Source organism: Nitrospirillum bahiense (genome assembly GCF_007828025.1).
GTDB classification, from domain to species: domain Bacteria; phylum Pseudomonadota; class Alphaproteobacteria; order Azospirillales; family Azospirillaceae; genus Nitrospirillum; species Nitrospirillum amazonense.
The window spans coordinates 261074-283377 of record NZ_VITO01000002.1; the positions used below are offsets into that span (position 1 = coordinate 261074).

Below are 22304 nucleotides of genomic sequence, written 5' to 3' on the forward strand. Positions count from 1 at the left end.
GCGACAGGTTCCTTGACATATATGTAGGTGCCTACTGATTATAGGAGTGCGGGACCGGGATGTCCAGAATCAGGGTAGGGGGAAGATATGAAACTGACGCGCCGTCATGTGATCGCCGCTGGGGCCGGGGCCCTGATGGCACGCGGGGCCGGGGCCCAAACCCCTGCCCACCTGGATCACGACATCCGCATCACCTTGGCCCAGGCTGGCATCCCTGGTGCCGCGGTGGGCTATGCCCGGGAAGGGCGGGTACGATTTGTGCGCGGCTACGGCTATGCCGACCAGGCCCGCCGCCGGCCGGTGACGCCGGACACGGTGTTCGCCATCGCCTCCATCACCAAGACCATCACGGCGGCGGCCATCCTGCGCCTGGCGGGGCAGGGGCGCCTGACGCTCGATGACCCGGTGGCGGCCCATCTCGACTTTCCCGTCGTGAACCCGCACCACCCCGATGCCGTCATCACGCTGCGCCACCTGCTGACCCACACCTCCGGCATTTCAGACGAAAAGTACTACGCGGTGGATTTCCGGCACCGGGGCGGCGACACGCCGCTGGCGCTGCGCGACATGCTGGTGGGCTATCTGGTGCCGGGCGGCACTTATTATGATGCGAACGGCTGCTACGCCGCCGCCCCGGGGGAGGCCTGGGACTATTCCAATGTCGGTTTCGCCCTGCTGGGTTATGTCGCCGGCCGCGTCGGCGGCTTCGACGCCCGCATGGCCATACGCCAGTTCCTGATGGCGCCCTTGGGCCTGCGGCACAGCTATTGGACCTTGGGCGAGGTGCCGCCCGCCCTGGCCGCCACACCGTATGAGGATGGCAAGCCCGTTGCCACCATGGGCTTCCCCGACTGGTCGGCCGGCATGCTGCAATCCTCCGTCGCCGATTTCACCCGTTACATCGCCGTCTGCGCCAACGATGGCGCGGCCGCGGATGGCGAAACGGGCGGCGTGCGTGTCCTGCCCGCCGGCATGATGGGCCAGATGCTGACGCGCCAACCGGCGCCCAACCTGCCCACGTGGCTGAGCGGTCAAGGTCTGGGTTGGATGATGGGACCCCTGGACGGCGTGGACCGGTGGGAGCACTGGGGCGGGGCGGAGGGCATCTTTACCGTTGCCTATCTGGATCCCGGGCGCCGCCAGGGTGTCACCATCCTGACCAACGCCACGGCGACGGACGCCGCCAAGGCCGCGGTAAAAAAGGTGGCGGCGCGGTTGCTGCGGGAGGGGCCGGATTTATAAGGGGCGACCCTGTGCGTTTGGCGCCACGCTGCGTTGCGTCGCGGCATGTCACGGAATCCTTGGCTTTTGTCGGCCACCCCCGTATGGTCCGCCTCGCCTGAGTGGCCGAGGGGCCCCCTGGCGCATGGTTATGGTCGTCTCCGCTTTCCAGGGGGCGACGCCAGCGCCGCTTCCATAGCCCCGCTTCTTTCGGGGTTGTGATTGCCGGATAGGTCCGGCTTTCCACACGTTCCGACGTTGCGCCGCTCTTTCGTTGGCTGGTGCCGCCTGCCGTTGTTCGGCGGGCGCGGTGCCGGCTTGTTTGTTCGCGTGCCTTTCCCGGGCGGGAGGGGCGCGGCGCTGTTTTGCTATGTGAAGGAAAGTCCCTTGGATTTGCCCGTTACCGCCGATACCGAAGTGACCGAAACCGAAATCCTCGACACCGTCGAGCTGGACGCCGCCAATGACGGCCGCGCCACTTTCGCCGACCTGGGCCTGGCCCCCGCCCTGACCAAGGCGCTGGAAGAAGTCGGCTACCAGTACCCCACCCCCATCCAGGAGCGGGCCATCCCCGTCGCCCTGGCTGGCCGCGACCTGATCGCGTCCGCCAACACCGGTACCGGCAAGACCGCGGCTTTCGTGCTGCCGGCGCTGCACCGCATGGCCACCACGCCCCGGCCGCTGAGCGCCGAGGGCCTGCAGACCTTCGGGCCCCGCCTGCTGGTGCTGACCCCCACGCGTGAGCTGGCGACCCAGGTGATGGACGCCGTCCGCGGCTATTCCAAGTACAGCCGCATCCACACCCTGGCCATCCTGGGCGGCATGCCCTACCGCCAGCAGCTGGAGATGCTGCGCCGCCGGGTCGACCTGGTGGTCGCCACCCCCGGCCGCCTGATCGACCATCTGGAGCGCGGGCGCCTGGATCTCTCCACCGTCGAGATGCTGGTGCTGGACGAGGCCGACCGCATGCTGGACATGGGCTTCCTGGAGCCCGTGGAGATGATCGCCAACGCCTGCCCGGAAAACCGCCAGACCCTGCTGTTCACCGCCACGGTGGACAAGGCCATGGTGCGCCTGGCCGGCAACCTGCTGAAGAACCCGGAGCGCGTTGACGTCGCCGGCGGCAGCGTCAACGTCAGCGCCATCGAGCAGCGCTTCCTGCGGGCCGACGGCCTGGAGCATAAGGAAAAGTTGCTGGCCCACCTGGTGGCCGACCCGTCCATGAACAAGGGCATCGTCTTCGCCGCCACCAAGCGCGACGCCGACCGCCTGGCCGACAGCCTGTCGGAAATGGGCTATGCCGCCGCCCCCCTGCACGGCGACATGCGCCAGCAGGAGCGTAACCGCACCGTCCAGGCCCTGCGCAACGGTCGTGTCCGCCTGCTGGTGGCCACCGACGTGGCCGCCCGCGGCATCGACGTGCCGGACGTGACCCACGTCATCAACTTCGACCTGCCGCGCCAGGCCGAGGACTATGTGCACCGCATCGGCCGTACCGGCCGCGCCGGCAACACCGGCAACGCCTTCAGCCTGTACACCCGTCATGAGTGGGGCCTGGTGCGTGGCATCGAGGGCTACACCCAGACCCGCGCCATCGAACACGTGATCCCGGGCCTGGAGCCGCGCGAGATGCCCAAGCGCCCGGCCGGTGGTCCCGGCGGCGCCCCCGGTGGCCGTCCGCGCAAGTCGTTCGGCGGCCATGGCGGCGGTTTCAAGCAGGGTGGCTTCAAGCAGGGCGGCTTCGGTGGCGACCGGAAGCCGGAAGGTGGCTTCCGCGCCGAGGGGCCCCGGGGCGAAGGCCCGCGCGGTGAGCGCGGCGATCGTCCGGAAGGCGGCTTCAAGAAGTTCGGCGGCCCCCGTGACGGTCATCCCCGTTCCGAAGGCCCGCATCGCGGCGAAGGCCATCGGCAGGACCGCCCGGCCCGCGCCCATGGCGCCGGCCACGGCGGCGGCAATGGTGGCGGTTACCACCCGCTGGATGGCGCCAAGCCGGCCCGCGACGGGGCCCGCAAGCACAGCAACGGCCCGCGCCCGGCCCGGGTGCAGGGTGACGGCGGGACGGGGGGCTTGCGCCGCCCGCGTTCTTCCGCCAATTAAGTCCCGCGTTTGATGACGGGGCCGTCCAGCACCGGACGGCCCCGTTTTCGCCTTTTAAGACTTCAGCCTTACGTTTGGTCCCATGAGCGCGCTCCCCCAGGAAGTCCATAACCGTCGGACGTTCGCCATCATCGCGCACCCCGACGCCGGCAAGACCACGCTGACGGAAAAGCTGCTGCTGTTCGGCGGCGCCATCCAGATGGCGGGCGCGGTCAAGGCGCGCGGCGAGCAGCGGCGCGCCCGGTCGGACTGGATGAAGGTGGAGCGGGAGCGCGGTATCTCCGTCACCGCGTCGGTCATGAACTTCGACTATGCCGACCGTACCTTCAACCTGGTGGACACGCCGGGCCACGAAGACTTTTCCGAAGACACCTATCGCACGCTGACGGCCGTCGACAGCGCGGTCATGGTCATCGACGCCGCCAAGGGCATCGAGGCGCAGACCCGCAAGCTGTTCGAGGTCTGCCGCCTGCGCAACGTGCCCATCATCACCTTCGTCAACAAGATGGACCGCGAGGCCCGCGACCCCTTCGACCTGATGGACGAGGTGGAGCGCGACCTGCAGCTGGAGGTGACGCCCGGTTCCTGGCCCATCGGTTCCGGCCCCGACTTCCGCGGCTGCTACGACCTGATCCGCGACCGGCTGGTCCTGCTGGACCGCCGCCAGGGCGACATCGCCAGCGAGGGCATCCAGTGCGACGGCCTGGACGATCCCAAGCTGGACGAGTTGCTGCCCGCCGACCAGGTGGCCAAGCTGCGCGAGGACGTGGCCATGGTGCGGGAACTGTGCCCGCCCTTCGACCTGGAAACCTATCGCGAAGGCCACCAGACCCCGGTGTTCTTCGGCAGCGCCATCAATAACTTCGGTGTGCGCGAGTTGCTGCTGGGCCTCGCGGCCTACGCGCCGTCGCCCCGGCCGCAGCAGGCCGACAGCCGCACGGTGCAGCCGGAGGAGCCCAAGGTCACCGGCTTCGTGTTCAAGGTCCAGGCCAACATGGACCCCAATCACCGCGACCGCATCGCCTTCTTCCGCCTGTGCTCCGGCCATTTCCGCCGGGGCGTGAAGCTGAAGCACATGCGCTCGGGCAAGCTGCTGGCGGTCAACAATGCCGTGCTGTTCCTGGCCCGTGACCGGGAACTGGCGGAGGACGCCTACCCCGGCGACATCATCGGCATTCCCAACCACGGCACCCTGCGCATCGGCGATACGCTGACCGAGGGCGAGGATCTGCGCTATACCGGTGTGCCCAGCTTCGCGCCCGAACTGTTGCAGCGGGTGAAGCTGGACGACCCCATGAAGATGAAGCACCTGCGCAAGGCGCTGGAGCACTTCGCGGAGGAGGGTGCCAGCCAGGTGTTCAAGCCGCTGATCGGTGCCGACTGGGTGGTGGGCGTGGTGGGGCCCCTGCAGTTCGAGGTGCTGGCCGCCCGTATCGACGCCGAGTACGACATCAAGGCGAAGTTCGAATCATGCGGGTATGATTCGGCCCGCTGGATCGAATGCGATGACCCGGTGGTGCTGAAATCCTTCCTGGACAGCAACCGCTCCGCCCTGGCGGAGGATCACGATGGGGCCCTGGTCTTCCTGGCGCGCAACGGCTGGCAGCTGAACCGCGCGCAGGAGGATTATCCCAAGATCCGCTTCCAGAAAACGCGTGAGCAGAACCGCGCCGTCACCACCTCCGCCCTCGGGTGATGGCGGCGCCCTGCGCTTGAGGACGAAGCCCTTATCCTAAAAGGACGAAATGGCGCATCCGCCGGATGGCGCGGTGACAGGGCCGCGTCCTGGGCGGTATCATCCCGGCCGAAGATGGTAAGTCGGAAGGCGTGACATGTCGGGTTCTTCCCGATCACCGGGTTTCTTGGCGGGTGCCGGGCTGTCGCGGCGCGGCCTGGTTGGCGGATTGGCGCTGGCGCCCTTGCTGACGGGCGGCCTGCCCGGCTTGGCGGGGGCGGTGGCCAGCCGTCCGGCACCCATCCGTCCCGGCCGCACGGTCGTGGTCATCGGGGCCGGCTTGGCCGGGCTGGCGGCCGCGGGTGCCCTGCGCCAGGCTGGGGCCGAGGTCACGGTGCTGGAGGCCCGCGCCCGCGTGGGCGGCAGGGCCTGGACCGAGCCCAAACCCTTCGGTTTTCCTTACGATATCGGCTGTGGCTCGCTGGAGGCCACGGCCGACAATCCCCTGCGCCGCCTGCTGGATGAGCGCGGCATGGAAACCGTGCCGGACGACGGCGCCGACGACCTGCTGTTCTTCGACACCAAGGAGGCCGACGCCGACACCGACGCGGCGGCCGCCGACGCCATCGACCGGCTGGAGCGGGCGGTGAGGGAGGCCGGCCGCGCCCAGATCGACCGCTCGGCCGCTGAACTGTTGCCCGATTTGGGGAACTTGGGCCAATTGGCCACCGCCCTGGTGGGGCCCCTGGACTTCGGCGTCGAGCTGAAGGACCTGTCCAGCCTTGATGCTGCGCGCCGACCGGACGCGGAGGCGGCATTGTGGTTCCCGCGCGGCATCGGCACCGCCGTCGCCAGCTTGGCCAAGGACATGGCGCGTGACGTCAAGATCACCCTGTCCAGCCCCGTTAGTCGCATCGACTGGTCGGGCAACGGCGTGCGGGTCACCACGCCCAAGGGCGTGGTCAGCGCCGATGCCGCCATCATCACCGTGCCCATTTCAGTGCTGGCCTCGGGCGGCGTCACCTTCGACCCGCCCTTGCCGGAAGGTGTGCGCACCGCCTTCGACGGCCTGACCACCGGCTTGGTCAACCGCATCGCCCTGGGCTACAAGCCCGACAGCCTGGACTGCGACCCCTTCACCGCCCTGGACCAGGTGCGCGGCGACGGCCGTGTGCTGGATCTGTGCCTGCGGCCCTTCGGCCGGGAACTGGCCATCGCCACGGTGGGCGGCGACCTGGCCCGCCAGCTGGAGACGGCCAAGGACCAGGAGGCGGTGGACCTGGTACGCGACGCCGTGGCCGACGTCTTCGGATCGCTCACCCGCCGGCAGGCCACCGCCTGGCACGTCAGCCGCTGGGGCGCCGACCCCTATTCCCTGGGCGCCATGACCGCGGCCAAGCCGGGCCATGCCGAGGCGCGCCGCATCCTGTCGGAACCCGTGGGCGACCGGCTATGCTTCGCCGGTGAGGCCTGTTCGCTCACCTGGCCCGGCTGGCTGCCGGGCGCCTATGAGACCGGCGTGGCCGCCGCCCAGCGCGTGCTGGCGCTGCCATCATGACCGCGCGCGCCATCCTGAACGGCATGGCGCCATTCTTCATCGTTCGGGATGTGGTGGTGTCGGCGGCGTTCTATCGCGACGCGCTGGGGTTCACGGTCATGCACATGTCCCCGGAAGAGGCGCCCTTCTTCGCCATCGTCGTGCGGGATGGCGCCATGCTGTTCCTGAAGTCGGTGGAGGCGGAGCCGGTGCCCAACCCCGCACGGGCGGCCAACGCGCGTTGGGACTCGTACGTCAATACCGACGAACCGGACGTGCTCGCCGCTGAATTCCTGGGGCGCGGCGTCGTCTTTTCCGTACCGCTGCAGGACACGGGGGACGGCCTGCGCGGCTTTGAACTGAGGGATCCCGACGGCTATACCCTGTTTTTCGGCCGTCCCCGCGGCTGAGGGGGGGGCGAGGCGGGGCGCCTTCCCCCGATTTTGTTGGCCCGATTTTGTTGAAAGGAAGGGTTAACGCCTTCATGATTATATGAACCTGCCCCGTACTGGGGCGGGACGGTGGGCCCTACCCGGACGGCGTTCGAACGGGGCCCGGTGCACGAGCGTTGCGGGGTAGCATGACGGCCATCGAAACGGATGGTGGGGGCGAACAGGAACTGCCGCGAAAGAAATTCAGCGGCAAGAAGATCGTCATGTTCGTGGTGGTGCCGCTGCTGCTCATAGCACTCATTGCCGGCGGCCTGATCTTTAGCGGCCTGCTGGACGGCCTGCTGGGCAAGAAGAAGGCGGAGGAGGCGGAGGAAAAGCCCGCCGCCGCGGAGGAGGCGTTCGATCCCAAGGCGCCCCCGGTGTTCTTCCCGCTGGGCGAATTGCTGATCAACCTGCAGACCAATGAGCGCCGTCCGGCCTTCCTGAAGCTGAAGATCCAGCTGGAGATCTACAAGGAAGAGGACCGGCCCAAGCTGACCCTGGCCACGCCGCGCATCGTCGATACCTTCCAGACCTATCTGCGGGAGCTGCGGCTGGACGATCTGAAGGGATCCGCCGGCATCTACCGCCTGCGCGAGGAGTTGCTGCAGCGGGTGAACGCGGCGGCCGCCCCGGTGCGGGTGAGGGACGTGCTGTTTGAGGAAATTCTGGTACAATCACAGTGAGATGAGACGGGGCCTTAAACGGCCGTGTCACCGTTTGGGTGATTGGGGTTTGGTGGTTGGGGCGCCTGCTTGCTGGCATGGATATTGCCGCCCCGCTGATCGTAGTATGGCCTGGTACGTGCATGTTTCTGAACATTCGGCGCCCCGCCCGGTTTCCTGATGGGTGGTCCTTGGGGGGCCGGGGCCCCGCATGCGCGTTTTGGACGCTGGAGCGCTGACCGATGCCGGATCCGCAGGAGCTGAGTGAAGAGGAACGCATGGCCGCCGAATGGGCGGCCTTGGCGGATGAGGGCGCCGGCGACAGTGGCTTTGGCGACATGGGCGGCGGGGCCACCCGCGTCCTGAACCAGGATGAAATCGACAGCCTGCTGGGCTTCGACAAGGATGGCGCCGGTGACGGCGACAATTCCGGCATCATGGCGCTGGTCAACTCGGCGCTGGTCAACTACGAACGCCTGCCCATGCTGGAGGTGGTCTTCGACCGCCTGGTCCGCATGATGTCGACCTCCCTGCGCAACTTCACCTCCGACAACGTGGAAGTCAGCCTGGACCAGATCTCCTCGGTCCGTTTCGGCGACTATCTCAATTCCATCCCGCTGCCCGCCATGCTGGCCGTCTGCAAGGCGGAGGAATGGGACAACTATGGCCTGATGGTCATCGATTCGGCGCTGATCTATTCCATCGTCGACGTGCTGTTGGGCGGCCGGCGCGGCACGGCGGCCATGCGTATCGAGGGCCGCCCCTACACCACCATCGAGCGCAACCTGGTGGAGCGCATGGTGCACGTGGTGCTGTCCGATCTGTCGGCCGCCTTCGACCCCCTGTCGCCCGTCACCTTCCGCTTCGACCGGCTGGAAACCAACCCGCGTTTCGCCACCATCGCCCGCCAGGCCAACGCCGCCGTGCTGGTGAAGCTGCGCATCGACATGGAGGATCGCGGCGGCCGCCTGGAACTGCTGATCCCCTACGCCACCCTGGAACCCGTGCGCGAACTGCTGCTGCAGATGTTCATGGGTGAAAAGTTCGGCCGCGACAGCATCTGGGAAACCCACTTGGCCAGCGAGCTGTGGATGACCGACGTGCACCTGTCGGCGGTGCTGGATGAAATCACGCTGTCGCTCTACGACGTGCTGAACTGGAAGGTGGGGTCGCGCGTGCTGCTGAACGTGGCGCCGGACGACACCATCGAGCTGCGGTGCGGCGACGTGCCCATGTTCCTGGGCCGCATGGGACGGAAGGGCGGCAACATCGCGGTCCGCATCGACCGCGAGGCGCCCAAGCCGGAGACCGCGCCGACATGAGCCTGACCATCCTGCTTTCCCTGGCCTTGGATGTGGTGGTCGGCGGCCTGTTGGTCGCCACCATCGTTTACGCCCTGCGCCTGAACCGCCAGATCGCCCAGCTGCGCGACAGCCGGGGCGAGATGGAGGCCCTGGTGCGGGAATTCAGCGAGGCCACCGCCCAGGCCGACGCCGGCGTGAAGGGCATGCGCAAGGCCGCCGCCGAGTCCGGCGAGGCGCTGCAATACCTGATCGGCCGCGCCGACAAGATGCGGGAAGAGCTGGAGCAGATGACCCAGGCGGCCGATGCCCTGGCCGCGCGCTTGGAGGGCGCCGCCGGGCGCGCCCGCGCCAACGCCGCGCCACCGGAGCCGGCGCGCGACAGCCGGCCGGAACCCCGTGACCTACCCCGGGCGGAAGCCCTGCGCGGCAGCGTCGCCAGCGGGGGCATGGCCAGTGGGGGTATTGCCAGTGGGGGCATGGCAGGCGGCGTGAATGGCCACCGGTCCGAAGCGCCACGCGCCGCCGCCAGCATGCGCCCAGACGGTATTCGCCCAGATGGCATCCGCCCCGATCCGCGCCCGCTGCCGGCGCGGCTGGAGGGGGAGCGTGGCGGCCAGGAACGGCCCGCTGAACGCTCCATCGCCGAACGCCAGCTGGCCGAACGGATGGCGGCGGAACGCCAGATCGCCGAGCGGCAAATGGCCGAACGTCTGGCCGGGGAACGTGCCCCCCGGCCCGAGCGGCCGGGCGACCGCTATGACAACGATGCCGGCCTGGACGACAACCGCCCCGCGCCGCGCCCGGCGCCCGCGCGCCTGCCAGCACCGGGTGCCTCTGCCGGGGGCGAGGCCGCCGGCGGCCAGGCGGGCGGCACCCTGCCCGAGGCCCGCTCGCGCGCGGAGCGTGAATTGCTCCAGGCCTTGGAGAACATGCGTCAATGACGGCTGAACCTTCGGCTCCCCGGCAAGGCCGGCCGACGGCCGCCCTTACAACGCCTGGGGCATCCCCGACCGCGGCTGTCCCCAAGGCCGTCGCCCCCCAGGCGCCCCGGACACAGCGTCCGGCGTCGGCGGGCGCGCGCCCGGCGGGGACGCGGGCCACTGCGGGCAAGGGCCGCGTGGCCAGGAAGGACGAGGCCCCCAAGGTCCCGCTGTGGCGCCGCCTGCGCGTGCGCTTGCTGCCGGCCACGATCTTCGCCGCCGTGCTGCTGCTGGGGGCGCGGGCGGGGGACATGTGGTGGACGCTGACCGTGGGTGCTGCCCCGCCCGACGTACCGGCCGCCAAGGCGCAGAGCCCGGCGCCGGAGAAGCCCGCCCCGCAAACGCCTTCTGGCCAGACACCCGCTTCCCAGACACCCGCTGCCGCCCCGGCCGCCAAGCCCGCCGAGGGTGCCGCGAAAGGGGAGGCCAAGGCGGAGGGAGGCAAGCCCGAGCCTTCCGGCAGCCCCACCGACGGCCAGACTTTCACGCCCAAGGATGTGGAGCTGCTGCAGCGCCTGGCGGAACGGCGCGAGGCCCTGGACAGCCGCGAGCGCGACCTGGACCAGCGCGAGGCCATGCTGCAGGTGGCGAGCCAGCGGCTGGACCAGAAGCTGGCGGAGATGCAGGCGCTGAAAAAGCAGCTGGATGGCTTGGTCAATCAGGTCAACGCCGACCAGGCGCAGCAGCTGGACAGCCTGGTGAAGATTTACGAGACGATGAAGCCGGCCGAGGCCGCCCGCATCTTCGAGGCCATGGACGACAAGGTGCTGCTGAACGTGATCAGCCGCATGAAGGAGGCCAAGGCCGCCCCGGTGCTGGCCGCCATGACGCCCAAGCGGGCGGAGCAGGTGACCACCATGCTGGCTGACCGCAAACGACTGCCCAGCGTGCCGCAATGAGCGCGCCCGCCAACCGCACTCAAACTCAACCCCAACCCAGCCGCCACCAGGCCCGATAACCGGCCCATTTGACGAGACGAGAGCCGCCATGATCCGCCCCGCCGCCGACCCGATCCTTCAGGACCGGCTGGATGCCGCCCGCTCCCAGGCCCGCCAGCCCTTGTCGCGGGAAGAGGTCGCCCAGATCGTCTCCACCGTCGTCGCCTCCATGGGCGGCGACGTGACCCAGCACGACATCAAGCTTTATGGCGAGCTGGAGGGCCTGGCCCGTTTCATCCACAACGCCAAGAAGGAAATCGCGGCGCTGCAGCCCAGCGACATCCACGCCGAACACATTCCCCGCGCCACGGATGAACTGGACGCCGTGGTGGGCGCCACGGAGGATGCCACCAACCGCATCATGGACGCCTGCGACCAGCTGATGGGCATGGCTGGCGATGTGACGCCGGAGGTGTCGTCCAAGATGATGGACATCACCACCGGCATCTATGAGGCCTGCAACTTCCAGGACATCACCGGCCAGCGCATCACCAAGGTGGTGAAGGCGCTGAAGCATATCGAGGCCAAGGTGGAGGCCATGCTGGTGGCCTTCGGCGAAGACGTGCAGCGTCGCCACCCCGACGGCCCGCCCGCCGCCGACACGCCGGCCGGCGGCGCATCCGACGATAACTTCCTGCTGCATGGGCCCCAGCTGCCCGGCCGGGCCATCGACCAGGATGAGATCGACCGCCTGCTGGCGAGCTTCGACTGAGTCTTCAGAGGCGATGGGCCCAAAGGCGACGGGTATGACGGTTGGGGCGTCCAGGAACCGGCCCATGGCGGGGCTGGTGTCGGGGGGACGGAAGATCGCCCAGGAGGAGGGCGGGGTCTTCGTCCTCTACCTGTCGGTATTTTTCCTGCTGCTGGCGTTCTTCATCCTGCTGACCTCGCTGTCCACCTTTGAGAACCGCAAGTTCGACGCCGTCGTGCAGGCCGTGCAGGACGCGTTCGGCGTCACCCTCACCCAGGGGCCGGCGGCGCAGGCCGCCCTGGCCCGTGCGGATGAGCGCCTGGGCGCCGTGGGCCGCCGCCTGGTGGCCGTGATGCCCGACGCCGTCATCGACCAGGGCGGCAAGGGCGGCACCCTGGCCGCGACCATGCCGACATCCAGCCTGTTCGCCACAGCGGCGGCGGAGGGGGGCGGTACCATCGTCACCGTCCTGCCCGGCCGCGAGGGTGTGTGGCACCAGATGGCCGAGGCCGTGCGCCCGGATGAGGAGACGGGGCTGGAGATCGACCTGGAGTTCCTGGTGGGCGACGGCGGCAACCCCGGCGCCAGCCTGCCCGTGTTCCAGGCCGGCGCCATGGCCCGCACCCTGGCTGCGGCCGGCGTGTCCCCGCGCGCCATGACCGTGGGGGTGGAGAAGGGCAGGGCGGACACGGTGCGCTTCCTGTTCCGCGCCCGGCTGCCGCGTGCCGGCCTGCCGGCGGTTCCGGTGACGCCGGCGGCGGAGACACGGCCATGACTGAACCCGATGCCCTGCCGCCGCCCATCCCGGGCTTCCTGCCGTCTCTGGCGCCCAAGGTCCAGGCGCCCAAGCGCATTTGGCTGATATCCTTCACCGATTTCGTCTGCCTGATGCTGTCGTTCTTCGTCATGCTGTACGGCATGACGGCCCCCGACGCGCGGCGGGACCAGGTGTTGCAGGCCATCTTCGGCGGTTCCCCTGCCGAGCAGCACGGCAATGGCAACCTGGATCAGGGCAAGGCCACCGACCTGGGCTATTTGGGCCGGGTGATGGAACGCCAGCTCTCCAGCGACCCGGCCTTGGCGGCCGTCCGCGTCATCCACGCGGGCGACCGTCTGGTGGCCGCCCTGCCGGAGGAGGCGCTGTTCGCCCCCGGTGCCACCACCCTGTCCTCCGCCGGGTCCGCCATCCTGTTCGCGCTGGGCGGGGTGGTCAGCAACGTCGCAAACGCGGTTGAGGTCGTGGGCCATACCGACCTCAACACCATTGGCCCCAGCCCCATCGGCCCCAACTCCGTCGCGCCCGGCGCCACCGCCAACGCCGCCTATCCGTCCAACTGGGAACTGTCGTTGGCGCGCGGCCGCACCATCGCCCTGGCGCTGGCCCGCGCGGGCTATGCCGAGCCCATCACCGTGCGCGGCCAGGCCGGCGGCGCCGGTCCGGGCACCGCGACCGACGCCGACCGGGCCACGGCCGACCGCCGCATCGACATCGTCATCCGTGAATACGCCGCCCGGGACGGCAAGCCCCCGTCATGACCGCTTACGCCCCGCTTTTCCGCTCCCTGCTGATGGTTGCCGCCCTGGCGCTGGCGGCGCCATCCGCCCTGGCCGCCCCCCCGGAGACCAGGGAGGCGCCGCCCACCACCACCCAGCCCGCCGCCGCCCAGCCTGCGGCCGCGCAACCGGCGGAGGCGGCCGCCGCCCTGCCCACGGTGGCGGTGCGCGCCGGTGAACATCCCGGCCGCAGCCGCCTGGTGTTCGACTGGGCGGGACCGGTCAAGTCGACGCTGGAGCGCGACGGCGGCAAGCTGCTGATCCATTTCGACAAGCCGGCCAAGGCCGACCTGGGCGCCGCCCGCAAGGCCGGCTCCCCCCGCATTTCGGGGGTGGAGGCGGTGGCGGACGGTCCCGGTCTGACCATCGCTCTGACCATCCCCGCCAATGCGACGGTCGAACAGTCCCGCTCCGGCGACAAGGTCGTCATCGACGTGGGCGACGGGAAGCCTGGCGCCCCACCGGCCCCGGCCAGCACCACCACCTCGGCGCCCCCGGCAGAGAAGGCGGCCTCCGCCGCCAAGACGCCGGTGGTAGTACCCGCTCCCGCGCCCACCCAAGCTGCCGCCCTGCCGCCAAATGGCCCGACCAGTGGGCCGCCGGCTGGCCCGGCCGCCAGTGGCGCTCCGCCCTCGGTGGCAGCACCACCGGCCGATCCGCGCGCGGCCAAGGAAGGCCAGCCGCTGTACCTGATCCAGCAGCAGCAGGCCGCCAAGGATGCCGCGGCGAAAGAAGCTGCGGCCAAGGCCGCGGCACAGGTGACCCAGCCCGCCAAGGCACCGGAAGCGAAGACAGCCGAGGCCAAGTCCGCACCGGCCGGTGAGCATGGCGCCCCCCCGGTGGCGGCGCATCCGCCTGGCGCTTCGGCGCCCGAGGCGGCGACGGACGCCACGGCTGCCCAGCCGGGCGCCGACGCTCCGCCGGCCCCACCGCCCACCTTGGTATTTGATCCCGGCCAACCCTCGGCGGTGGTGGTGTTCGCGCGGGCCGGCTGGCTGTACGTGCTGTTCGACCGCGTGGTGCCGCCCACCACCGCGCCCACGCAACCCGCCAACCAGCCGGCGGTGCTGGGCCAGGTGGAGCCGGTCGCCTTCACCGGCGGCACCGGCTTCCGTCTGCCGGCGCCGGCCGTGCTGGAGCCCAAGGTGACGGGCGAGGGCGCCACCGGCTACCGCATCACCTTCGACCACGCCCCGACCGCGCCGGCTGAGGGCGCGCCGGCGGGCGTGCCGGTGGTGACCGACCCCGACTTCGCCTTGGGCCCGCGCCTGGTGGTGAAGACGCCCAAGCCGGTGAAGGTCTTCACCTTCTCCGACCCGGTGGTGGGCGATACGCTGAAGATCATCCCCATGAGTCCGGCGCCGCAGCTGACGCCAGTGACGCTGCGCTATGCCGAGGCGCAGTTCCTGCCCACGGCCCAAGGCGTGGTCATCCGCCCCATCGATGAACGCCTGCTGGTGCAGCCGGCCAAGGAGGGTGTTGAGCTGACGGTGCCGGGCGGCCTGCGCCTCTCCCCCTCCACCGACATCGCCACCGCCGCCCCGCCGCCGCCGGTGGTGGAGCCCGACCGCTTCTTTGACTTCCAGCGCTGGGCCAAAGTGGACCCCAACGGCTTCGTGGCCGGCCGCGAGCGCGTGATGAACGAGATCGTCAAGGCCCCGCCGGACGATCGGCCCAAGCTGCGCCTGGATCTGGCCCGCTTCTATGCCGGCAACGGCTTCGGGCAGGAGGCGCTGGGCCTGCTGGAGATGGCGCGCAAGGACCAGCCGGATTTGGAGAAGCGGGCGGAATTCGCGGCCGTGCGCGGCACCGCCCGCATCCTGACGGGCGATGCCAAGGGCGGCCTGGACGACCTGACGGCCCCGGCCCTGCAGAATGAGCCGGACGTGGCCCTGTGGCGCGCCTATGCCGCCCACACCACCGGTGACGACGACACCGCCTATCGCCTGTTCCAGAGCCGCCGGGAATTGCTGCGGACCTATCCCGAGCCGTTCAACACCCGCTTCAGCCTGGCCGCGACGGAGGCGGCGTTGGCCAAAGGCGATGTGGACACGGCCAACACCCTGCTGGACCGGCTGGTGAAGCGCGGCGTCAACAAGGGGCCGGCGGAGACCGCCATCAACTACCTGCGCGGTGAGGCGGCGCGCCTGGCGGGCGACCATGAAAAGGCCATCGATTCCTACCGCGCGGCGACGGAGGGGACGGACCGCCTCTACCGCACCAAGGCCCGCATGGCCCTGGTGGATGAGGAACTGGCCGCCGGCAAGCTGACCCCCGCCAAGGCGGCGGAGCAGATGGAGAAGATGCGCTTCGCCTGGACGGGCGATGACCTGGAACTGCACATCCTGCGCCGCCTGGCCGACCTGCACATCAAGGCCGGCAACTTCCCCCAGGCCTTCGACACCATGAAGCGCGCCATCACCCTGTTCCCCAACAGCCCCGAGGCGCCGCTGATCACCAAGCAGATGACGGACACCTTCACCGGCCTGTTCGTACGCAACGGTGCCGACAAGATGCCGCCCTTGGAAGCGCTGTCGCTGTATGAACAGTATAAGGAGCTGACGCCCCCGGGGCCCGACGGTGACACGGTCATCCGCGTGCTGGCGGAACGATTGGTGGACGTGGACCTGCTGGACCGCGCGGCCGAACTGCTGGACCGCCAGGTGCAGTACCGCCTGCAGGGGGAGCAGAAGGCCCAGGTGGGCACGCGCGAGGCGGCCATCCGCCTGCTGAACAACCAGCCGGACAAGGCGCTGGCGGCGCTGGACCAGTCGGAAGTGGCGGGTATTCCCGACACCATGGCGGCGGAACGCCGGTTGCTGCGCGCCCGCGCCCTGTCGCGCACCGACAAGGGGCCGGAGGCCGTGGCCCTGCTGAAGCAGGACAATTCCCGCCCCGCCAACCTGATGCGCATCGACATCGCCTGGCATGCCAAGCAGTGGCCGCTGGCGGCCCAGGCCCTGGCCGATGTCATCGGCCCACCGCCGGCCGCCGGCCAGCCCATCGATCCCACCATTTCGCGCCTGGTGGTGAACCGGGCCGTGGCCCTGTCGCTGGCCCAGGATCTGCCGGGCCTGCAAAAGCTGCGCACCGATTTCGGCCCGTCGATGGACAAGGGGCCGGATTCCAACATGTTCCAGGTGATGACCCGCCCGACCGAGGCCAACGGCCTGCTGGACGCCGCCACCATCCAGAACCAGGTCAAGGAAATCGACCTGTTCAAGAGTTTCCTGGACAGCTACCGCACCCGCCAGACCCAGGGGGCGGCCGTGCCGGGTGAAACACCGGCGGCCGCCGCGCCAGCCGGCGAAGGGGCGCCCAGCGCCGTGGCACCGCCGGGTGGTGGTCAACCGGCCGGCGGCCCGCCACCCACGGCGTCGACAGCGCCGTCGACGCCCGCCGCGGCCCCGCCAGCGCCGGCGAGCCAGCGGCGCTGAGCGGGGTTCTTCAGCGACTTACTGGCAGTTGAGGCCGGCGGCCATGTTGCCGTCGGGCGACAGGGTCACGGTGCAAGTGTGGACGCTGGCCGGCATCTTGGACGCGATCATGATGGCGGTGGCGTCGTAGGCGCAGGCCATCCACAGGTTCTGGGCCTGGGCCGGCGTGAACTGCCAGGTCAGCGCCGTGCGCGACTGGGCGGCCGGGGGCAGGGGCGGCTGGCCGCCGGGTTCGCCGTTCCAGAACAGGATGGCGGCCAGCGGCAGGGGCAGGGCGCTGCCGTCCGGCGCCTTGGGCGGGGTGCCGTCCTGGTAGGCCTTGAAGCCGGCCGGTACGTCCTTGACCGTCTCGGTCACCGGCAGGGTCTTGGGGCACTGCGGGCCGGCCTGGGCGGCCGCCTGGCCGGCCCCCAACCCGGTGACGGCGGTGACGGCGAACAGGGACAGCAGACCGCTGGTCAGAACCTTCTTCATTTTCCTCACTCGGGTCATGTGGACTCAAGGTCACGGGGCGGGGCTTTGGTGCCCACGCCTTATACGAATTTAGGATGGGCGAGCCTGCCGTACAGCGGCAAAGCGCCCCACACTTTGTTGCGATTACTTTCCGCCAAAGCTGAATGCCACCACTTGCCGCGCGAGCGCGTGTCGTTGTTCGTCCCAACGTTTCAACGCCAAGACTTTGAAAAAGATCAATAACGCCAGACACAAGGACCCAGTTACCGATACCCTCCAAAAAATCGGAAATCCCAGTAGCTCGGGCGTGAAGTGATCCAAGTCCGGTGTGGCAAACAACACAACTGGAAAGAACCAAACATATCCAAGCCACCCAACGGCCCGAAGAAACCTGATTCTAAAGACGCTTCCAATTAGGCCGATCAGCATGAGCGCAGGATCGGCAATGCGGTGCACTATGGTTGTTCTTTCAATCAAGATCCCCGGACAATTCAGGACGAACGCAGCCATGACTATCAGAGCGGCGAATACGCCGGCGTTCGCGGCGTAGCTTCTTCTCAGAAGGCTGATCAGCGCAAGGATTCCGGGCCGCTCGGGCATGTCGTATGGCTTCACCGCAGGCCGGGTCCCTTATTCCGCTGTGCCGCGTCGGCGCCGAGGCGCGGCGCTATCCGAAGCTTTTCACCAAGCTGCCGACGATCAGGTACCAGCCGTCCACCAGCACGAAGAAGATGATCTTGAACGGCAGGGAGATCATGGCCGGCGGCAGCATCATCATGCCCATGGACTGCAGCACCGACGACACCACCATGTCGATGACCAGGAAGGGCACGAACACCAGGAAGCCGATCTCGAACGAGCGCTTGAGCTCGGACAGCATGAAGGCGGGGATGACCACCTGGATGGGCAGGTCCTTGGCTGTCGTCACCTTGTCGATCTTGGCGATGTCGGTGAACAGCTGCAGGTCGCGTTCCCGCGTGTGCTTCAGCATGAAGTCCTGGAAGGGGACGACGGCGTTCTTCAGGCCCGTCAGTTCATCCACCTGTTCATCGATCATGGGTTTGATGCCCGCGTCGTAGGACGCCTGGAAGGTGGGCGCCATGATGAAGAAGGTGAGGAACAGGGCCAGGCTCAGCATCACCTGGTTGGGCGGCACCTGCTGCGTGCCCATGGCGGAGCGCAGGAAGCCCAGCACGATGATGATGCGCACGAAGCTGGTCATCATCACCAGGATGCTGGGCGCCACCGACAGCACGCTGATCAGCACCACCAGCTGGATGATGCGGCTGGTTGAACTGCCCCCCTGCGAGCCCAGGTCCAGGTTCAGGCTTTGCGCATAGGCGGTGCCGGCCAGCAGCGAGGCCGCCACCGTCAGCAGGATGGCCAGGAGGGGCACGCCCCAGCGGAACAGGCGGGAGGGGGGGCTGGGGGTGGTGCTCATGGTACAGGCCCCGGGGCGGGCGCCATCGGGGCGGCGGCCTCGTTCAGAACGGTCTCGAAGGTGGAGGTGCCGCCCGGCGGTATGGGGCCCTCCAGGTGCAGGTCCTGGGTGCCGCCCAGCAGCAGCAGATGCTCCACCCCATCGCGCCGGATCAGCACCAGGCGGCGGCGCGGGTCCAGGGCCATGGCTTCCACCACGCCCAGGCGGCGCTGGGCCCGGCCAGGCAGGCGCATGAGGGCGCCGCCGCCGAAGCGACGCACCAGCCAGCCGGTGACCAGGATGAAGCCCAGCACCAGGCCCAGCATCAGGGCGGCGTAGACATAATAGGCGGCGGAGGTGGCCATGGGGTCAGCCGACATCCGGATCTTCGGCCCGGCGGTAGGCGGCGGCCGCCCGGCCCACCGTGGCCTTGCCCTGCGTCAGCTCATTGGCCTTCCTCACCACCGTCTCCAGCCGCTCCAGGGCCGCCAGCACGTCCTCCAGTCGCGGCAGGAAGGATCGGGCTTCCTGCGGCGGCAACTGGACAACTGCATTGCATAATGCAGTGGCTTCATCCTCCAGGCCGGCGAACTCCACCGCGTCGCCGGCCGCGACAAGGTCGGCGGTGCGGTTCAGGATGGCCAGCAGGTCGTCCATGGCCGTGGCCAAGGCATCCGCTTGGGGGGAAAGGAGCGGGGTCATCTGAGCGGCGGTGTTCCGGACGTGGTGCCGGGCCCCGGACCGGGGGCCTGGCCATAAGGGTTGGGGGGCTGGACGCCCCCGGGGAAGGGTGCATCCAGCGGGACGCCGCTGCTGAGGCGGCCGTTGGCACGGTAGACGTGGGCCAGGATTTCCGCCACTGCCGCCAGCGCCTCGATGGGAATTTCGCTGTCGATGTCGATGACCGACAGGATATCCGCCAGGTCCGCATCCTGCCGCACCTTCACGCCGTTGGCGAAGGCCAGCTCCAGGATCTGCTCGGCCACGGCGCCCTGGCCGGTGGCGACGATGCGGGGCAAGCCCTCGGCCATGTGCTGCAAGGCCACGGCCACCTGGCGGCGGGGCTTGTCACTGTCGTCCTTGGGGTCCTGGGGCGGGGGGCCAGAGGGCAAAGGGGGATGAGTCCTTCGTTGAATTGAAAAGCGGCACCGGCCGGCCATATGGGGCCTGGTCGGCACATGCAGGGACGGGGCCAGGGTATATCCCGCCGCCCCCGGACGCAAATGGGCAGCCGCCTGACAGGGCGTCGCCGATGGGCCCGAAACGCTACTGTCGTTGGAAAATGCGGGGATGCCGGACCGGTGCCCGGATCCAGGACGTGGATGCCGGCAAAAAATGCTGGAATCCCATTTGGTTTAGAGCGATTCTCCGGGCGATGGCTTGCAGATTGCATATGACCCTGTGCATATGACCCATCTATCGCGGTAGGGGTGCCTGGGCCTGGTGTTTGGCGCATTTGGGGATGGTGACCCCTGGTTTGACCCTTATGGGGTAGGTGAGTACGGATCATGGACCTGAACAGGCTGGGTATCTTCAAGCTGATGTCGGACAAGATGGCCTGGGACAACCAGCGCCAGGAGGTCCTGGCGCAGAACGTCTCCAATTCCGACACGCCGAACTATCAGGCGCAGGACCTGGTGCCTTTCGATTTCAAGCATCAGCTGCGCGAGGCCGGCCATCTGGAGCTGGTGTCGACGGACCCGGCCCACCTGGCGTCCAGCGGCACGGGCGCGGGCGGCTTCCGCTCCGCCAAGGATCGAACCGCCTATGAGACCTCGCCCACCGGCAACGCCGTGGTGCTGGAGGATCAGATGACCAAGATCGGCCAGAACGCCATTGATTTCCAGGCGCTGACCAACCTCTACCGCAAGCAGATCGGCATGCTGAAGATGGCCCTGGGCAAGGGCTCCGGCTGACCGGTTCTGGTTAACGTGTTCTTGATGGTTCGCCTGGTATTTTAGATTTCAAGGTTGTGGGACGAGGGTTCCGATGGATTTGATGAACGCGCTGAACTTGTCCACCGCCGGGATGAAGGCGCAGGGCACCCGCCTGCGCATCATCGCGGAGAACCTGGCCAACACCGACAGCACGGCCGCCAGCCCGGGCGACCTGCCCTACCGCCGCAAGGTGGTGCTGTTCGCCAACAGCCTGGACAAGGCGCTGGGCATCAACACCGTCAACGTGAAGAAGGTCGATGTCGACCGCAGCGACTTCCAGCGCAAGTTCGACCCCGGCCATCCCAGCGCCGACAGCGAGGGCTATGTGCTGATGCCCAACGTCAACGGCCTGGTGGAATCGATGGACATGCGCGAGGCTCAGCGGTCGTATGAGGCCAACCTGGGTGTCATCGACGCCACCCGTACCATGCTGACCAAGACCATCGACCTGCTGCGCAACTGAGCCGCGAACCGGAGCTGAGTTACCAAGATGGCCATCCCCATTCCGAACGCGATCGCGGCCTACGCCAACACCGCCCGCCAGGGCTCCGGCCCCGGCATGGCGGCCCCCGCCAGCGGCCCCAGCTTCGGCGAGTTGATGAAGCAGGCGGCGGTGGACGCCATCGACACGATGCACCAGGGTGAGCGCATGACCGCGGCCGGTGTGGTGGGCAAGGCCGACCTGACCGACGTGGTGAACGCCGTGAGCAACGCCGAGGTGACGCTGCAGGCCGTGACGGCCGTGCGCGACAAGGTCATCTCCGCCTACCAGGAAATCATGCGCATGCCGATGTGACGCCGGTGCCGGAGGGCACCCTCCGGGCTGGCCCAGTTTCACATTTGTCGGGCGGGTGGTTCTGGGGCAAGCTGGCCCCGACGGGGCGTCCGCCGCCCCTTTTCGCGTCTGTGGACCCGCGCATGAACGAACAGGAAATCATCGAGATCGTGCGCCAGTCGCTGCTGACGGTCATCATCGTCAGCGGGCCCATCATGGCCGTGTCCATGGTGGTGGGCCTGGCCGTCTCGCTGTTCCAGGCGCTGACCCAGATCCAGGAACAGACGCTGACCTTCGTGCCCAAGATCATCGCCATGTTCGTGGCCCTGGTGTTCCTGGCCCCCTTCATGATGCACCACATGGTGACCTTCACCGAAGGCATCATGGACAAGATCGTCGGGGTTGGAACGGGCAGCGAGTGATGTTGCAGACCTTCCTCGTCAGCCAGTTCTACGCCTATCTGATGGTGTTCGTGCGGCTGGGCGCGGCCTTCCTGATCATGCCCACCGTGGGTGAAACCTTCGTCTCCACCCGCATCCGCCTGCTGTTTGGCGTGATGGTCGCGCTGGCGGTGACGCCGGCCGTGGGCGGCACCCTGCCGCCGGAGCCGGCGCAGCCCGCCGACATGGCCGTGCTGATCGTCGGCGAGGCCTTGATCGGCATCTTCATCGGCACCATCGCCCGCACCATGATGGGTGCCCTGGAAACGGCGGGCAGCCTGATCGCCAACCATGTCGGCCTCAGCTCCGCCCAGGCCTTCAACCCCGCCATGTCGCAGCAGACGACGGTGGTGAACTCCATCCTGGGCATCCTGGGTATCCTGCTGCTGTTCGCCACCGACATGCACCACATGCTGATCCTGGCGGCGGTGCGCAGCTATGGCCTGTTCCCGCCGGGCGGGGCCATGCCGCTGGGCGACTTCACCGAACATCTGACGCGCATCTTTTCGGAAAGCTTCATGATCGGCTTGCAGATGTCGGCGCCCTTCGTCGTCATCGGCCTGCTGTTCTTCCTGGGCATGGGACTGGTGGCGCGGCTGGTGCCGTCCATCCAGGTGTTCTTCGTGACCCAGCCGCTGCAGATCGCCCTGGGCCTGCTGCTGCTGGGCGGCAGCCTGTCCGGGCTGATGGTCTATTGGCTGCGCGCCTTCCAGGGGCAGATGATGCCCTTCCTGTCGTCGTAAGGGGAA

24 protein-coding genes are annotated in these 22304 nt (G+C 68.6%); 18 read left to right on the top strand and 6 right to left on the bottom strand.

Features of this window, described 5'->3' with window-relative positions; genetic code table 11:
• Positions 1-87 precede the first annotated feature (87 nt).
• From FBZ88_RS03825 to FBZ88_RS31245, 13 genes are all read left to right on the top strand, one after another.
• Positions 88-1242 carry a serine hydrolase domain-containing protein gene (locus FBZ88_RS03825; RefSeq protein ID WP_145615509.1) on the top strand — a complete coding sequence of 385 codons (1155 nt, stop codon included), beginning with the start codon at positions 88-90 and terminating at the stop codon, positions 1240-1242.
• A 366-nt stretch (positions 1243-1608) separates the two neighbouring features.
• Positions 1609-3318: a DEAD/DEAH box helicase gene (locus tag FBZ88_RS03830; RefSeq protein WP_246138479.1), complete on the top strand. Its 1710-nt coding sequence runs from the start codon at positions 1609-1611 to the stop codon at positions 3316-3318.
• A gap of 82 nt (positions 3319-3400) precedes the next feature.
• Positions 3401-5014: a peptide chain release factor 3 gene (locus tag FBZ88_RS03835; protein WP_088871275.1), complete on the top strand. Its 1614-nt coding sequence runs from the start codon at positions 3401-3403 to the stop codon at positions 5012-5014.
• Between the two features lie 136 nt (positions 5015-5150).
• On the top strand, positions 5151-6551 hold the full coding sequence (locus FBZ88_RS03840) for a flavin monoamine oxidase family protein (protein ID WP_145615510.1): 1401 nt from the start codon (positions 5151-5153) through the stop codon (positions 6549-6551).
• The gene (locus FBZ88_RS03845) at positions 6548-6940 is read left to right on the top strand and encodes a VOC family protein (protein ID WP_145615511.1); all 393 of its coding nucleotides are present in this window, start codon (positions 6548-6550) and stop codon (positions 6938-6940) included. The genes FBZ88_RS03840 and FBZ88_RS03845 overlap by 4 nt, the downstream gene beginning before the upstream one ends.
• A 170-nt stretch (positions 6941-7110) precedes the next feature.
• The gene (locus FBZ88_RS03850; protein WP_004271641.1) at positions 7111-7647 is read left to right on the top strand and encodes a flagellar basal body-associated FliL family protein; all 537 of its coding nucleotides are present in this window, start codon (positions 7111-7113) and stop codon (positions 7645-7647) included.
• A 221-nt stretch (positions 7648-7868) separates the two neighbouring features.
• Entirely contained in the window at positions 7869-8948 is a 1080-nt protein-coding gene (fliM, locus tag FBZ88_RS03855; RefSeq protein WP_004271642.1) for a flagellar motor switch protein FliM, read from the top strand.
• Positions 8945-9871, top strand: a complete 927-nt coding sequence (locus FBZ88_RS03860; protein WP_145615512.1) for a DUF6468 domain-containing protein — start codon at positions 8945-8947, stop codon at positions 9869-9871. The genes fliM and FBZ88_RS03860 overlap by 4 nt, the downstream gene beginning before the upstream one ends.
• A gap of 176 nt (positions 9872-10047) precedes the next feature.
• Positions 10048-10809: a MotE family protein gene (locus FBZ88_RS03865; protein WP_145615513.1), complete on the top strand. Its 762-nt coding sequence runs from the start codon at positions 10048-10050 to the stop codon at positions 10807-10809.
• 88 nt (positions 10810-10897) lie between these two features.
• A complete protein-coding gene (locus FBZ88_RS03870; RefSeq protein ID WP_145615514.1) occupies positions 10898-11560 on the top strand; it encodes a protein phosphatase CheZ in 663 nt (220 codons plus the stop codon).
• 64 nt (positions 11561-11624) lie between these two features.
• A complete protein-coding gene (locus FBZ88_RS03875; RefSeq protein WP_186464187.1) occupies positions 11625-12314 on the top strand; it encodes a flagellar motor protein MotB in 690 nt (229 codons plus the stop codon).
• Positions 12311-13075 carry an OmpA/MotB family protein gene (locus FBZ88_RS03880; RefSeq protein WP_145615516.1) on the top strand — a complete coding sequence of 255 codons (765 nt, stop codon included), beginning with the start codon at positions 12311-12313 and terminating at the stop codon, positions 13073-13075. Before FBZ88_RS03875 ends, FBZ88_RS03880 begins: the two co-directional genes overlap by 4 nt.
• Positions 13072-16530 (top strand): tetratricopeptide repeat protein, encoded by a 3459-nt coding sequence (locus FBZ88_RS31245; RefSeq protein WP_145615517.1) that lies wholly within the window; start codon positions 13072-13074, stop codon positions 16528-16530. The genes FBZ88_RS03880 and FBZ88_RS31245 overlap by 4 nt, the downstream gene beginning before the upstream one ends.
• An 18-nt stretch (positions 16531-16548) precedes the next feature.
• On the opposite strand, the gene FBZ88_RS03890 is transcribed toward FBZ88_RS31245, so the two are convergent.
• The 6 genes from FBZ88_RS03890 to FBZ88_RS30695 all read right to left on the bottom strand — a co-directional run bounded on the left by FBZ88_RS03890 (position 16549) and on the right by FBZ88_RS30695 (position 19515).
• Positions 16549-17004: an STY0301 family protein gene (locus FBZ88_RS03890; protein ID WP_145615518.1), complete on the bottom strand. Its 456-nt coding sequence runs from the start codon at positions 17002-17004 to the stop codon at positions 16549-16551.
• 123 nt (positions 17005-17127) lie between these two features.
• Entirely contained in the window at positions 17128-17583 is a 456-nt protein-coding gene (locus FBZ88_RS03895; protein ID WP_145615519.1) for a hypothetical protein, read from the bottom strand.
• A 67-nt stretch (positions 17584-17650) separates the two neighbouring features.
• Entirely contained in the window at positions 17651-18424 is a 774-nt protein-coding gene (fliP, locus tag FBZ88_RS03900) for a flagellar type III secretion system pore protein FliP (RefSeq protein ID WP_145615520.1), read from the bottom strand.
• The gene (locus tag FBZ88_RS03905; RefSeq protein ID WP_246138480.1) at positions 18421-18783 is read right to left on the bottom strand and encodes a FliO/MopB family protein; all 363 of its coding nucleotides are present in this window, start codon (positions 18781-18783) and stop codon (positions 18421-18423) included. The genes fliP and FBZ88_RS03905 overlap by 4 nt, the downstream gene beginning before the upstream one ends.
• Positions 18773-19105: a hypothetical protein gene (locus tag FBZ88_RS03910; protein WP_145615521.1), complete on the bottom strand. Its 333-nt coding sequence runs from the start codon at positions 19103-19105 to the stop codon at positions 18773-18775. Before FBZ88_RS03910 ends, FBZ88_RS03905 begins: the two co-directional genes overlap by 11 nt.
• Positions 19102-19515, bottom strand: coding sequence for an EscU/YscU/HrcU family type III secretion system export apparatus switch protein (locus tag FBZ88_RS30695; RefSeq protein WP_326485934.1), 414 nt, complete (start codon positions 19513-19515; stop codon positions 19102-19104). Before FBZ88_RS30695 ends, FBZ88_RS03910 begins: the two co-directional genes overlap by 4 nt.
• Positions 19516-19911: 396 nt before the next feature.
• Between FBZ88_RS30695 and flgB the strand changes: the two genes are divergently transcribed.
• From flgB to fliR, 5 genes are all read left to right on the top strand, one after another.
• Entirely contained in the window at positions 19912-20319 is a 408-nt protein-coding gene (gene flgB, locus FBZ88_RS03920; protein ID WP_145615522.1) for a flagellar basal body rod protein FlgB, read from the top strand.
• A 73-nt stretch (positions 20320-20392) separates the two neighbouring features.
• Complete coding sequence (gene flgC / locus FBZ88_RS03925; RefSeq protein ID WP_145615523.1) at positions 20393-20803, top strand: flagellar basal body rod protein FlgC; 411 nt, start codon at positions 20393-20395, stop codon at positions 20801-20803.
• Between the two features lie 27 nt (positions 20804-20830).
• Positions 20831-21136 carry a flagellar hook-basal body complex protein FliE gene (fliE, locus tag FBZ88_RS03930; protein WP_004272110.1) on the top strand — a complete coding sequence of 102 codons (306 nt, stop codon included), beginning with the start codon at positions 20831-20833 and terminating at the stop codon, positions 21134-21136.
• A 122-nt stretch (positions 21137-21258) separates the two neighbouring features.
• Positions 21259-21537: a flagellar biosynthesis protein FliQ gene (fliQ, locus tag FBZ88_RS03935; protein WP_004272109.1), complete on the top strand. Its 279-nt coding sequence runs from the start codon at positions 21259-21261 to the stop codon at positions 21535-21537.
• Positions 21537-22298 carry a flagellar biosynthetic protein FliR gene (fliR, locus tag FBZ88_RS03940; protein ID WP_145615742.1) on the top strand — a complete coding sequence of 254 codons (762 nt, stop codon included), beginning with the start codon at positions 21537-21539 and terminating at the stop codon, positions 22296-22298. Before fliQ ends, fliR begins: the two co-directional genes overlap by 1 nt.
• The last annotated feature ends 6 nt before the right edge of the window (positions 22299-22304 follow it).

Bases quoted from the DNA above. Each gene is read 5' to 3' on its own strand.
- FBZ88_RS03825 (WP_145615509.1), top strand. From the start codon at position 88: ATGAAACTGACGCGCCGTCATGTGATCGCCGCTGGGGCCGGGGCCCTG.
- FBZ88_RS03835 (WP_088871275.1), top strand. From the start codon at position 3,401: ATGAGCGCGCTCCCCCAGGAAGTCCATAACCGTCGGACGTTCGCCATC.
- FBZ88_RS03840 (WP_145615510.1), top strand. From the start codon at position 5,151: ATGTCGGGTTCTTCCCGATCACCGGGTTTCTTGGCGGGTGCCGGGCTG.
- FBZ88_RS03845 (WP_145615511.1), top strand. From the start codon at position 6,548: ATGACCGCGCGCGCCATCCTGAACGGCATGGCGCCATTCTTCATCGTT.
- FBZ88_RS03850 (WP_004271641.1), top strand. From the start codon at position 7,111: ATGACGGCCATCGAAACGGATGGTGGGGGCGAACAGGAACTGCCGCGA.
- fliM (WP_004271642.1), top strand. From the start codon at position 7,869: ATGCCGGATCCGCAGGAGCTGAGTGAAGAGGAACGCATGGCCGCCGAA.
- FBZ88_RS03860 (WP_145615512.1), top strand. From the start codon at position 8,945: ATGAGCCTGACCATCCTGCTTTCCCTGGCCTTGGATGTGGTGGTCGGC.
- FBZ88_RS03870 (WP_145615514.1), top strand. From the start codon at position 10,898: ATGATCCGCCCCGCCGCCGACCCGATCCTTCAGGACCGGCTGGATGCC.
- FBZ88_RS03875 (WP_186464187.1), top strand. From the start codon at position 11,625: ATGGCGGGGCTGGTGTCGGGGGGACGGAAGATCGCCCAGGAGGAGGGC.
- FBZ88_RS03880 (WP_145615516.1), top strand. From the start codon at position 12,311: ATGACTGAACCCGATGCCCTGCCGCCGCCCATCCCGGGCTTCCTGCCG.
- FBZ88_RS31245 (WP_145615517.1), top strand. From the start codon at position 13,072: ATGACCGCTTACGCCCCGCTTTTCCGCTCCCTGCTGATGGTTGCCGCC.
- FBZ88_RS03890 (WP_145615518.1), bottom strand. From the start codon at position 17,004: ATGAAGAAGGTTCTGACCAGCGGTCTGCTGTCCCTGTTCGCCGTCACC.
- FBZ88_RS03895 (WP_145615519.1), bottom strand. From the start codon at position 17,583: ATGCCCGAGCGGCCCGGAATCCTTGCGCTGATCAGCCTTCTGAGAAGA.
- fliP (WP_145615520.1), bottom strand. From the start codon at position 18,424: ATGAGCACCACCCCCAGCCCCCCCTCCCGCCTGTTCCGCTGGGGCGTG.
- FBZ88_RS03905 (WP_246138480.1), bottom strand. From the start codon at position 18,783: ATGTCGGCTGACCCCATGGCCACCTCCGCCGCCTATTATGTCTACGCC.
- FBZ88_RS03910 (WP_145615521.1), bottom strand. From the start codon at position 19,105: ATGACCCCGCTCCTTTCCCCCCAAGCGGATGCCTTGGCCACGGCCATG.
- flgB (WP_145615522.1), top strand. From the start codon at position 19,912: ATGGACCTGAACAGGCTGGGTATCTTCAAGCTGATGTCGGACAAGATG.
- flgC (WP_145615523.1), top strand. From the start codon at position 20,393: ATGGATTTGATGAACGCGCTGAACTTGTCCACCGCCGGGATGAAGGCG.
- fliE (WP_004272110.1), top strand. From the start codon at position 20,831: ATGGCCATCCCCATTCCGAACGCGATCGCGGCCTACGCCAACACCGCC.
- fliQ (WP_004272109.1), top strand. From the start codon at position 21,259: ATGAACGAACAGGAAATCATCGAGATCGTGCGCCAGTCGCTGCTGACG.
- fliR (WP_145615742.1), top strand. From the start codon at position 21,537: ATGTTGCAGACCTTCCTCGTCAGCCAGTTCTACGCCTATCTGATGGTG.